This window comes from Actinopolymorpha sp. NPDC004070 (assembly GCF_040610475.1).
GTDB lineage: Bacteria > Actinomycetota > Actinomycetes > Propionibacteriales > Actinopolymorphaceae > Actinopolymorpha.
Window position 1 is genome coordinate 552468 of sequence record NZ_JBEXMJ010000001.1, and the last position, 11917, is coordinate 564384.

The 11917-nt window shown below is 73.0% G+C and carries 10 protein-coding genes; 4 read left to right on the top strand and 6 right to left on the bottom strand.

The genetic code is table 11. The features are described 5' to 3' along the window. Positions 1-34 precede the first annotated feature (34 nt). The 5 genes from ABZV93_RS02530 to ABZV93_RS02550 are packed head-to-tail and all read right to left on the bottom strand — an operon-like array spanning position 35 to position 5541. On the bottom strand, positions 35-922 hold the full coding sequence (locus tag ABZV93_RS02530; protein ID WP_354929076.1) for a glycosyltransferase: 888 nt from the start codon (positions 920-922) through the stop codon (positions 35-37). Continuing rightward, positions 919-1686: a CDP-alcohol phosphatidyltransferase family protein gene (locus ABZV93_RS02535; RefSeq protein ID WP_354929079.1), complete on the bottom strand. Its 768-nt coding sequence runs from the start codon at positions 1684-1686 to the stop codon at positions 919-921. Before ABZV93_RS02535 ends, ABZV93_RS02530 begins: the two co-directional genes overlap by 4 nt. Beyond that, positions 1683-2765: an iron-containing alcohol dehydrogenase family protein gene (locus ABZV93_RS02540; RefSeq protein WP_354929082.1), complete on the bottom strand. Its 1083-nt coding sequence runs from the start codon at positions 2763-2765 to the stop codon at positions 1683-1685. Before ABZV93_RS02540 ends, ABZV93_RS02535 begins: the two co-directional genes overlap by 4 nt. Before the next feature lie 17 nt (positions 2766-2782). After that, on the bottom strand, positions 2783-3640 hold the full coding sequence (locus ABZV93_RS02545) for an NTP transferase domain-containing protein (RefSeq protein WP_354929085.1): 858 nt from the start codon (positions 3638-3640) through the stop codon (positions 2783-2785). Then, positions 3637-5541 carry a DUF5941 domain-containing protein gene (locus tag ABZV93_RS02550; RefSeq protein ID WP_354929088.1) on the bottom strand — a complete coding sequence of 635 codons (1905 nt, stop codon included), beginning with the start codon at positions 5539-5541 and terminating at the stop codon, positions 3637-3639. Before ABZV93_RS02550 ends, ABZV93_RS02545 begins: the two co-directional genes overlap by 4 nt. Before the next feature lie 524 nt (positions 5542-6065). Between ABZV93_RS02550 and ABZV93_RS02555 the strand changes: the two genes are divergently transcribed. From ABZV93_RS02555 to ABZV93_RS02565, 3 genes are all read left to right on the top strand, one after another. Continuing rightward, a complete protein-coding gene (locus ABZV93_RS02555; RefSeq protein ID WP_354929091.1) occupies positions 6066-6449 on the top strand; it encodes a hypothetical protein in 384 nt (127 codons plus the stop codon). Positions 6450-6680: 231 nt separating this feature from the next. Then, complete coding sequence (gene galE, locus ABZV93_RS02560) at positions 6681-7691, top strand: UDP-glucose 4-epimerase GalE (RefSeq protein ID WP_354929094.1); 1011 nt, start codon at positions 6681-6683, stop codon at positions 7689-7691. Next, positions 7688-9685, top strand: coding sequence for an acetoacetate--CoA ligase (locus tag ABZV93_RS02565; protein ID WP_354929097.1), 1998 nt, complete (start codon positions 7688-7690; stop codon positions 9683-9685). The genes galE and ABZV93_RS02565 overlap by 4 nt, the downstream gene beginning before the upstream one ends. A gap of 57 nt (positions 9686-9742) precedes the next feature. On the opposite strand, the gene ABZV93_RS02570 is transcribed toward ABZV93_RS02565, so the two are convergent. Continuing rightward, entirely contained in the window at positions 9743-10525 is a 783-nt protein-coding gene (locus tag ABZV93_RS02570; RefSeq protein WP_354929100.1) for a TIGR03089 family protein, read from the bottom strand. Between the two features lie 181 nt (positions 10526-10706). Here ABZV93_RS02570 and ABZV93_RS02575 point away from each other — a divergent pair, with 181 nt between their 5' ends. Then, a complete protein-coding gene (locus ABZV93_RS02575) occupies positions 10707-11828 on the top strand; it encodes a sugar phosphate nucleotidyltransferase (RefSeq protein ID WP_354929103.1) in 1122 nt (373 codons plus the stop codon). Positions 11829-11917: the final 89 nt, after the last annotated feature.

An 11917-nucleotide genomic window follows, 5' to 3' on the forward strand; every position in this document is an offset into this window, starting at 1 on the left:
CACGGCTGGTGGCCGGCCGGGTTCTGCCAGATCGTCATACCAGTGGAGGCCTTCCCAGGCGGGTCATGCGCCACACGGTGCGCCACGCGATCGGTTTGCGGCGCCCACACGGCGTGCGGAGGCCTTCCAGCAAGCCGGACGACCAGGCGCTCAGCCCCGAGATGGTACGCGTCCGGGCCAGGGTCAGGACCACCCAGGTGACCAGATAGGCGGCAGCGACGGGTTTGGGCAGGTTGCGTTTGGCCAGCCAGACGCGGTTGCGGGCGTTCAGCCGGAAGTATGCCGAGTGGCGCGCCGGCGACGTCGCGGGGTGACAAAGCACACAGTCGGCGTCGTAACGGATCCGCCAGCCCGCGTCCAGCGCCCGCCAGGCGAGGTCGGTCTCCTCGTGGGCGTAGAAGAACGCCGCCGGGAACGTCCCCACGTCGTCGAAGACGGCCTGCCGGATCGCCGCGGCGCCGCCGAGGAACGTCGTGACCTCCGACGACTCGTTCGGGTCGCCCACGCGCACCCGCGGCACGTGCCGGCGCTGGCTCACCCCGGACTCGGGATCGACGATGCGGAACGACACGATCCCAAGCCGAGGGTCCTCGGCGAACAGGTCACGCAGCCGCTCGACCGTGGTCGGCCGGGGGAGCCACCCGTCGTCGTCGACGAACATCACGATGTCGGCACTCGCCGCGGCCAGCCCGGCGTTGCGGCCGCCCGGGATGCCGGCGTTGGCGGGCAACGTCACCACCCTGACGCCTTCCGGCACGTCCGGGGCGGGTACGCCGTTGGCGACGACCACGATCTCCACGGCTTCGCCGAGCTGGTCGGCGACGCTGCGGATCGCCCGCTCGAGCTCGACCGGCCGGTCGCCCATGGTGAGGAAGACGGCGGCCACCCGCAGTGGCGTACTCGCCGGCGGTGTCACGCTCACGCGAGCCGCCGGGACACCAGGATGCTCACCAGGTGCAGCACCACCTGGACGGCCGCGATCACCGCGACCGCCACGGTGAGCACGTGGGTGGCGAGGAGGTTGCCCAGTACGGCGTCGACGATCGCGGCCACCACGATGACCAGCGACAGCTCGATGGCCAGGATGAGCCGGTAGAACTTCAGCACGAGGGCCACCCGCCGGGCCTTGGCCAGCGCCGAGCCACGCGGCTCCACCGCGTCCTCGGTCACCGTCTCCTGGCCCCTCCGGGCGCGGGCGATGTCGACCAGGTCGGTCTCGGCCTTGATCAGAACGGCGCCCAGGGCGGCCACCAGGCCGAGCACGGCGTATCCGGTCGGATGCACCTGCGCGGCCCGGAAACCCAGCCCCACGAGGAGCGCCGCCTCGCACATGTAGTGGCCCACCCGGTCGAGGTAGACCCCGGTGGTGCTGGTACGCCCGGTGTAGCGGGCGACCTCGCCGTCACTGCAGTCGAGCAGGAGGTAGAGCTGGACCAGCACGGCGGCGAGGATCGCGCCCGGCAGGCCGGGGATCAGCAGCGCGAATCCGGCCGCGATGCCGGCCACGATCATCAGGCCGGTGAGCTGGTTGGGGGACAGGCCGGTGGCGAGGAACCCGCGGGTGGCGTACAGCGAGATCCGGCGCATGTAGAGCCGGCCCGCCCAGTGCTCGCCGCTGCGGCGTTCGAGCAGGCCCGGCGGATGCGCCTTGGCGCGCAGCTCGGCGATCGTCGGCAGGCTGGTCATGTACGTCCGCTCTCCTCACCTTCGCGGCTTTCGTGCAGGTGCCGGGCGAACTCCCGCACGGCGGCCGCCACCCCTGCTTGGTCGAGGTCGCGGTGTTCCAGGATGGTGAACCTACCTGGACGCGTCTGCGGCGCCCTGGCCACGATCGCGGCGAACTCCTCCCAGCTGAACCCGAGCCCGGCCGGGTCGACAGGAAGTCCGTGCCGCACCAGGCACCGGGTGATCAGGTCGCCCCGGGCCCGGCCGTCGGGATCGTCCCACAGCGTGGAGGCGAACGCCGCGCCGACGCCGACCTGCTCACCGTGCGCACCCGCGCGGTCCGGAAAGAGCAGGTCGATCGCGTGGGAGATCTCGTGGCAGGCGCCGCTGCAGGGCCTCGTCGACCCCGCGACCACCATCGCCACCCCGGACAGCACCAGGCCCTCGGCGAGCACGCGCAGGAAGTCGTCGTCGGTCAGCGTCCCCGGGTGGTGCAGCACCGCCTCGGCGGACGTACGGGCCAGTGCCACCGCCAGGCCGTCCAGCGGCTCGCCCTGCAGTTCGTGGGCGAGCTCCCAGTCGGCGATCGCGGACAGGTTGGAGGCCACCTCGCCGATGCCCGCCCGGACCGAGCGCGCCGGCGCCCGGCGTACGACGTCCAGGTCGACCACAACCGCCAGCGGCGCGGCGACGCCGTAGGAGCCGCGACCGGCGTCGTTGTCCAGGATGCTGACCGGCGAGCCGATGCCGTCGTGGGCGAGGTTGGTGGCCACCGCGACCATCGGCAGGCCGACCCGGGCAGCGGCGAACTTCGTGGCGTCCAGCACCTTGCCGCCGCCGATCCCGACGATCGCGTCGTATGACCCGCCGCGGACCTGGGAGGCGAGGTCGAGCGCGGCGTCGACGGTGCCGTCGGCGACGGAGAAGAAGTCGGCCTCGCTGAGGTAAGGGCGCACCTGGGCGGCCAGCGACTCACCCGAGCGCGGGCCGACGGCGATGGCCACCCGGCCCGCCGCGGAGATGCGCTGGTCGGCGAGCAGGTCGGCGAGGCCTGCGATGGCGCCCCGGCGTACGTCGACGACGACGGGCGTGGGGATCATCCGGGCGAGCAGGGGCACTACCGCTCCAGCCCGGGCTCGGTCGTGGCGGTCGTCGTGCCGGCGGCGTCCGTGCCGTCGGCGGTGGTCTCGGCGATGGCCGCCAGCACCCGGGCGGACCGGGCGAGGTCGGCGTGGTCGTCGATCTCGACCCAGGGCAGGTCGCCGATCGGCGCGACGTCGACCCGGAAGCCCGCGTCGACGGCTGCCTGGTAGCCGTCCTCGTAGTAGAGCGTCGGGTCCTTGCGCCAGGTCTGCTCGAGCGCGGCGGTGAGCGGCTCGGCCGCGCCCGGCGCGATCAGGCTGACCCCGATGTACTCACCGGTCGCCGTCGCCGGGTCGAGTTCCTTGGTGATCCGGGTGACGCCGCGGTCGGGCGACCAGACGACCTTCATCTCCTCCTCGGCCAGCGGCTTCACCGTGTCCAGGGCGAGCAGCAGGTCGGGGGTGGCGCCGCCGTCGCCCACCGCGGAGCCGGCCGCCGCGGCGAGCAGGGCGTGCTCCACCTGCACCGGGTGCACCGTGTCGCCGTTGGCCAGCAGGCAGCCCTGGGAGAAGAGGTGGCGCGCGCACCACAGCGAGTAGCAGTTGTTCCAGGTGGTGGCCCGGTCGTTGTGGATGAGGTCGAGCGTCACGCCGTGGGTGCGTTCGAGATGGTCCCGGCGCTCGTGCACGGCCTGCGCGGCGTAGCCGACCACCACCGCCACCTCTGTGACCCCGACGGCGGCGAAGTTGGCGAGGATCGTGTCCAGCGGCGTGAGCGGGTAGTCGGCCTCCGGCGGCTGCGCGCCCGCGAGCGGCACCAGGGCCTTGGGGAGGGTGTCGGTGTACGGGCGCAGTCGCCGGCCGGTGCCGGCGGCGAGGACCAGGCCGATCATCGGGCGGCTCCAGCGGTGGCTTCGGCGGCCGGGATCCCGGTCGCGTCACGGTCACGGATCTGCGCCGCCGTGGCGGTGACGCTCTCGGCCACGAACACCACCGCGAGCGCGATTGCGAGGACGGTCAGGCCCACGGCGAACACCGTCGCCCCGCCGAGGGCGAGCAGCGCGAGGACCAGCATCCGGCCGTCGTGCCCGCCGGTGACGACGGTGAGCCAGCGGCGGGGATGGGTGCCGTCCTCGCTCAGGCGGTAGATGGTGTCGTAGTGGTGGAACGCGCACGCCGCGACGTAGCCGAACGCCGCCGGCAGCGCGGCCGGGGCGAGCGCGGCGGCGAGAACGATCGCCAGGGAGTATTCCGCGGCGCGGAACGTGGGCGGCAGCACCCAGTCGGCCCAGCCGTTGAGCGGCTGCCGGCTGGCGAACCCCACGATCAGGACGTACCACAACGTGCCGATCAGCACCCAGTCCACGCCCACCGACGGGATCACCGCGAGGGAGAACACCAGCACCAGCAGGGCGACCAGCGCGGCCAGCGGCGCGGGCAGCGAGCGGCCGGGCAGGGAGGAGTGCACGACCCAGCCGACCGGCCCGACGTCGACCAGCGCGCCCAGGGACAGTCCGGCCGACTTCGACCACGGCCGGCGGACCCGCCGCAGGCTGCGCAGGAACCGGCCGAGGAAGGCGTACGCCGCGGCGACGACTCCCACCGCGAGCAGCACCACGAACACCACCTGCGGGTTGGTGAACGCCACCAGCAGACAGATCAGCGCCGACCGCTCGCCCTGGGGGAGCACGATTCCGCGGCGCAGCCAGACCTTCCACCGGCTTCCGCCGATGCGCGCCTGCACCTGGTCGGCGAGAGCCGGCGCGTCCTCGGCGGGTCCCGCGCTGACCTCCTCGTACGCCGCGTGCATCTGGTGCCGCACTGTCTGGAACGCCATCGCCGCCGCGGCCAGCCACCAGATGTGCGGGTCGCCGTCGCGGGCCGCACCGATCGCCAGCCCGGCGAAGAGGGCGTACTCCTTCACCCGGTCGAACGTGAGGTCCATCCGCGCGCCGAGCTTGCTGAAGGAGACCGTGTAGCGGGCGAGGTCGCCGTCGATGCAGTCCAGCGAGAAGGCCGCGTGGAACAGCAGCGCGCCCAGGACGTAGCCCGGGCGGGTGCCGGTGGCGACCGTCGCCGCGGCGCCGAGGGCGACGATCAGCGACAGGATCGTGACGTGGTTGGGTCCCAGCCCTAGCCGGGCGAACCACCGGGCGGCGTACCCGGAGTAGCTGCGGACGAAGAACGTCGTGAACGCGGTGTCCTCGGCCTTCACCGCGCTCTTCAGCCGGTAGGCCTCCTCGTCCACGGCGCTGGCGCGGGCCTCCAGGGCCGCCCGCTCCTGGGGGGACTCCGCGATGCCGGCCACCAGCGGAGCGGGGTCGGTCCTGGCCACGGTGACGCGTGCGGCGAGCGCGTCGGCGACCCGGGCGATGTCCACGGGGGTGTCGCCCGGGCGCGGGGAGTTCGGGCGAGCCGGCGGGGCCGTCGGAGTCGCCGAAGCCGTCCGGGCGGTCGTCGGGGTCGCCGCGGTCGCAGCGGTCGCCGCGGTGAGGGCGTCGAGCAGGTGGGCGCGGGCCGAGGGTGCGACGGCGAGGGTTCCGGGGCCGGAGATTGCCGGAGGTCGCGAGTCGCACACGGCCCGTCGCAGCGCGTGCAGGTGACCCACGAACCGGCCGTCGACCAGGGCGACCCGTCCGGGCGGCGCGGAGGCCACCGCGGCCGGCAGTTGCGCGAGCGCGTCCACCTCGACCACGTCGTAACCCAGCGCACGCAGATGGCGGGCGACGGGCAGGGGTCCCGGTCCGGCGGAGACGACGGGTCCGACGAGGAACGCGGTCGGCAGCGGGATCACCCCTGTCTGTGGAGTCGGCTCATCCTAGAGCGTGTGCGTCGGCCGGCCGCGTGCCCGTGGCTGCCCGCGGGTGCACGTGGGCGCAGGGGACGCGGCGCCGGCGGCGCACGGGCCGGCAGGCGCGCCAGGCTCCGGCCCGCCGCACCCACCGTGGGCTCGGCGCCCTGACGGTAGCCGCCCGGCCGGTTCGTGCACCACCCACCACCCGCTCCCGCGGCGCTGGTGCGTGGTCTGTTCACCGGCCGTCGCCGTCCGTACGGACGGCGCGCGCTGATCGTTCCCGCAGGTCGCCGGGGGCCTCGCCGCCGGCCGGCGGTTCATTGGAGGGTGATCATTAAAGGGAAAATTTGCACACGAAATCGGCAGAGTTACTGTCATCGCGCCGTGACAGTCCGTACGATCTCCAGCACGAACCGAGATGGCAGGTGGTTGCCCGGGCCGGGCGGGCCGCCTCCACGATCCATCGACGCAGAGGGCGGGTCCACGCAGACTCGCCGAGAAGGAGAAGAGGGAGGTCGATGTCGATGGCGACGTCATTCGTGGCGTCGACGGCGGTGTCGCCGCACCGGAGCGAGGCACCGGTTTTCGTACCCGGCTACGGATGGGTGGAGTGGTCGAAGGAGCTCCTCGACGCCCAGGCCAGGTATCTGCTGTTGCTCCACCAACCCGACCAGGCGTGGACCAAGCTCCGCCTCGTGGGCACCCGCCGCGTGGACGGGCCACGGTGTCTCTACTGCGCCCAGGAGTGGACCTGCGCGGAGGCGGCGTGGGCCAGTTCCTGGCTGTCGCCGCTGGGACGGCTGTGGCGCAACCCGCGCGACCGCGGCGGTAGACACCGCGCACCCGGGCCGGCCCGGGTGAGTGGGGTCGGAACCGGCCGCCGCGTCGTCTGGGACCGCACCGCCTGACCCCCGACGAGGCCGCACCACGAACGCCACCTGAACGCAACGCGAACGAACGCAACGCCAGCGACAAAACCGCAGCACCACCGCACCACCAGCGCCGCGAACCGTTTCACCGAAAGCCGCATCGCCTGAGGACGTCGGGATCGTCCGGGTCGCCCGTGGGGGGCGAAGGGGTGGCTCCGGGCGGTTCCGGATCGCTCCAGGCGCCGGGCGTACGCCTACTAAGGTGCAGCCATGACCTGGCTCGTCACCGGAGGCGCCGGCTTCATCGGCGCGCACGTCGTCCATGCACTCCATGCCGCGGGAGAACAGATCGTCGTGCTCGACGACCTGTCCACCGGGGTGCCCGCCCGGATCGCCGACCTCGACGACGTCCCGCTCGTCCGGGGGTCGGTGCAGGCGACCAGCCTGGTCGCCAAGCTCCTGCGGGAGTACGAGATCAGCGGCGTCGTGCACGTCGCCGCCAAGAAGCAGCCGGGTGAGTCGGTCGACAACCCGCTGCTCTACTACCGTGAGAACGTCGGCGGGCTGGAGTCACTGCTGCGGGCGATGACCGACGTGGGCGTGGACGCCCTGGTCTTCTCCTCCAGCGCCTCGACCTACGGCGACCAGGACACCGACGTCCTGACCGAGGACGCGACCTGCCGGCCGGTCTCCCCGTACGGCGAGACCAAGCTCGTGGGGGAGTGGCTGATCGCCGACGTGGCCCGAAGCTCCGGCCTGCGGCACATCAGCCTGCGCTACTTCAACGCCGCCGGGTCCGCCGCCCCCGAACTCGCCGACACCGGCGCGTTCAACCTCATCCCGATGGTGTTCGAACGCCTGACCGCCGGCCTGCCGCCGAAGATCTTCGGCGACGACTACCCGACCCCCGACGGCACCACCATCCGCGACTACATCCACGTCGGTGACATCGCCTCGGCACACGTCGCCGCGGCCCGGCACCTCACGGCCGGGCACCAGGCCCGCGAGATCCTCAACGTCGGCACCGGCCGGGGGGCGTCCACCCGCGAGATCGTGGAGACCGTCCTCGACGTTTCCGGCTACACCGATCTCAAGCCCGAGATCCTCCCCCGCCGGCCGGGCGACCCGGCGGCATCGATCGCCGGCGTCGACCGGATCCGCGAGGTGCTCGGCTGGTCGGCCGCGCACGACATGCGGTCCACGGTCGCGGCGGCCTGGGAGGGGTGGGTGTTCCACCATCCGGAGGCCCGCCGTGACGACGGGGCCGGGAGCAGGGGATGAGCGAGCAGGGCCGGGTCCTGTGGAGCCCGCCTGCCGACGTCCTCGACCGCACCAGGATCGGCGACTACCTCCGGTGGCTGGACCGCGAACGCTCGCTGCGGTTCGCCGACTACGCGTCCCTGTGGCGATGGTCGGTGGACGACCTGCCGGCGTTCTGGGCCAGCGTGTGGGACTACTTCCAGGTGCGCGGCCGGCGCGGCGACACCGTCCTCACCGGTGACGCCATGCCCGGTGCGCGGTGGTTCCCCGGCGCCCGGATCAACTATGCCGAGCAGATGCTGGCCGACCTCCCCGACGAGGGGCCGGTGGTGGTGGCCAGGTCGCAGACCCGGGAACCTGTCGAGCTCACCGCGGCGCAGTTGCGCGCGGAGGTGGCCCGGGCGCGGGCCGGGCTCGTCCGGCTCGGGGTAGGACACGGCGACCGGGTCGCGGCGTACCTCCCGAACATCCCGGAGACCCTGGTTCTGCTGCTCGCGACCGCCAGCCTGGGCGCGGTGTTCTCCTCCTGCGCACCCGAGTTCGGCACCCGCAGCGTCGTCGACCGGTGGAGCCAGATCGGGCCGAAGGTGCTGGTGGCGGTGGACGGCTACCGCTACGGCGCGAAGGACATCGACCGGACCGACGAGCTGGCCGCCATCCGCGCGGCGCTGCCCACGCTCGCGCACGTGGTCGTGGTGCCCTACCTGTCCGAGGACGCCGCGCGGGGGATACCCGAGGCGAGCTACTGGGCGGACCTGCTGGCCGGTCCCGACCCGGGCGAGCCGGAGTTCGAGCCGGTGGGGTTCGACCATCCGCTCTACCTCCTGTACTCCTCGGGCACCACCGGGCTGCCCAAGCCGATCGTGCACGGGCACGGCGGCATCCTGCTGGAGCACCTGAAGACCCTCGCCCTGCACTTCGACCTGGGGCCCGGCGACCGGTTCTTCTGGTTCTCCACCACCGGCTGGATGATGTGGAACGTCCTGGTGTCCGGGCTGCTCGTCGGCGCCACCGTCGTCCTGGTCGACGGCAACCCCGCCCAGCCCGATCTCGGCCACCTGTGGCGGCTGGCCGACGAGACCGGCGTGACGTTCTTCGGGACGAGTGCGCCGTTCCTGATGAGCTGCCGCCGGGCCGGGCTGCGTCCGGCCGAGGTGGCCGACCTGTCCCGGATCCGCGGTCTGGGGTCGACGGGTGCGCCACTGCCGCCCGAGGGCTTCGGCTGGGTGTACGAAAACGTCAACCCGACCTTGCAGCTGCAGTCGTTCTCCGGCGGGACGGATCTGTGCACCGGGTTCGTCGGCGGCTCGCCACTGCTTCCGGTGTACGCGGGCGAGCTGTCCTGCGCGTGCCTGGGCGCGGCCGTCGCGGCGTACGACCCGGCCGGGCACTCTGTCGTCGGGCAGCTGGGCGAGCTGGTGCTGGAGCGGCCGATGCCGTCCATGCCGGTGGGGTTCTGGGGCGACCCGGACGGCTCCCGCTACCGCGCCGCGTACTTCGCCGACTTCCCCGGTGTGTGGCGGCACGGCGACTGGGTGGAGATCACGCCGCGCGGCACCTGCGTCATCACCGGCCGCTCCGACGCGACGCTGAAGCGGGGCGGGGTACGCATGGGCACCGCGGAGTTCTACTCCGTGGTCGACGGGTTCCCCGAGATCGCCGACAGCCTCGTGGTCCACCTGGAGAACGCCCGGCCCGCGGGCGCCGACACCGACGCCGGTGAGGAGCTGCTGTTGTTCGTCGTCCTCGCCGAGGGTGCCGAACTCGACGACGACCTGCGCCGTCGGCTCGCCGCCGACCTGCGCCGCGAGTTGTCGCCCCGGCACGTGCCGGACGAGATAGTCGCCGTGCGTGCGATCCCACGAACGCTGTCGGGCAAGAAGCTGGAGGTGCCGGTCAAGCGGATCCTGGAGGGCCGGCCGGTGGAGGAGGCCGCGAGCACCGGCGCGCTGTCCGATCCGGGCGCGCTCACGGCGTTCGAGGCGTACGCCCGGAGGCGGCGCGACCACCAGTAGAACCCGCTCCGGGCCGCTCCGGGCTCTGGGCCGGGCCGGTGCCCGCGGTCGGCGAGGTCAGGCGCCGGGCGTGCCGGCCGCGCGGAGCCGGGTCACGGTGACCTTCTCCACCTCGCAGCGCCGGTCGACCTGCCCGAGGTCGGGGTTGCGGACCAGGATCACCGACCCCTGCTGGGCGAGCGGTGCCAGCAGCGCTTCCAGGCAGCCGTACGGATCGGCCGGGTTGGCGTCGGTGAGCAGCCGTCCGCTCGGCTCCAGGCCGATCTCCTCCGCGCGCCTGGTGGCGGCGGCGAGGAGTTCCTCGCCGGTGAGGGTGGCGCCGGGCGTGACCAGCGCGGGCGCGTGTGGATCGACCGGGACGTACGCCGTGAACTGGTCGGCGTACCCCGGCACCTCCGCGCCGTAGTCCAGCACTCCCGCCGGCAGCGGCTCGGTGAACGGCCCGCCCAGCGGGCGCAGCGCGAGCGCCACCGTGTCGCGGGCACCCGCGCCCGGCCCGGCCGTCACCTCGGCCAGCCGGTCGGGGCCGGTGACCAGGATGTCGGGGTCGCCGCCGGCCCCGTCGTCCAGCGTGACGGTGAGCCCGGCCGACCACGCTGCGAGCATCCACACCGCGCCCTGCCAGTGCGGCGGCAGCATGATCGCCACCCGCTCGCCCGGGTCGGTGCCCAGGCCGTCCTGGAGGAGGTTCGCGGTCTTGGCGACCCAGTTGTCCAACGTCGCGAGGGACAGCTCGACGCGTTCGCCGGTGGCGTCGTCGTAGAAGGTGAGGAACGGGGTCGCCGGGTCGGCCGCCAGGGCCGCGGCCAGCACGCGTGCAGGAGTGTTGGGGGTCGCCACCCGCCGAGCCTAGGCCATGCGCTGGGGCATGCCTCGCGGATCCGGCCTGATCCACCGGACGCCCCGGCCGGGTGGTCGCGATCTCTCGCCGATCATGTACGGCCACGCTTCGCGACCGATTCGCCACGCCGGGCGGCGTGATCCGCCACGGTGGGCAGGTGTGTCCCGTAGGCTCGCGGTCATGCGGTACGCCGTCATCAACGCGGGGGGATCCGGCACGAGGTTGTGGCCGCTCTCCCGCGCCAGCTTCCCCAAGCAACTGCTGAGTGTCCGGGGCGGCAAGAGCCTGCTCCGGCTCGCCTACGAGCGGCTGGAGGGGTTCGTCCCCGACGAGCAGATCTTCGTCTGCGCCGGCACGGCTCACCAACAGGTGATCATGGAGCACCTGCCCGAGCTTCCGGAGGAGAACTTCCTCGGCGAGCCGGTCGCCCGCGACACCGCCAATGCGATCGGCCTGGCCTGCGCGGTGATCGTCGAGCGTGATCCGGAGGCGGTGGCCGCGTTCGTCACGGCCGACCACGTGATCGAACCCGTGGAGTCGTTCCGCGAGGCGCTCGGCACCGCGTTCGAGACGGTCGAGGCCCACCCGCAGATGCTGGCGACGTTCGGCGTCCCGCCCACGTCGGCGCACACCGGCCTCGGCTACATCGAACGCGCCGACCCGCTGCCGGACGCGCCCAACAGCGCCGGTCCGGGCGGCGGGCCCGCGGTGTTCGGCGTCACGGCGTTCACCGAGAAGCCCGACGCCGCGACCGCGCAGGCCTACGTCGCGGGCGGGCGCCACCTGTGGAACTCCGGCATGTTCGTGTGGCGGGCCGACACCCTGCTCACCCAGCTGCACCGGCACCTGCCCGGCGCCTACGACGGCGTGACCCGGATCGCCAAGGCGTGGGACACCCCCGAGCGGACGACCGTCGCGGAGAAGGCCTACGCCGAGCTGCCCAAGATCAGCATCGACTACGCCGTGATGGAGCCGGCGGCGCGGGGCGAGGACGACGCCCGGGTCGTGGTGGTCCCGATGTCGGTCGACTGGATCGACGTCGGCGCCTGGCCGGCGCTGGCGCGCACGCTCGCCAACGACCCGGCGCACAACGCCAGCAACGCTGTCACGGTGCTGGTCGACTCCGAGGGCAACATCGTGGTCAGCGACGACCCCGAGCACCTGGTGGCCACGGTCGGGCTGCGCGACACGATCGTCGTGCACACCCCGGACGTCACGATGGTCTGCCCGAAGAACGACGCCGAGCGCGTGAAGGATCTCGTGGCCCGGGTTCGCCAGACCCACGGAGATCGGTACGCCTGACCGCCGCTCCGGCCGATCACCGCGCTGCCTGATCCCGGGGTGATCGCCGCGTCGGTGTCGATGTCGATGTCGGTGTGCGGCGCCGCGTC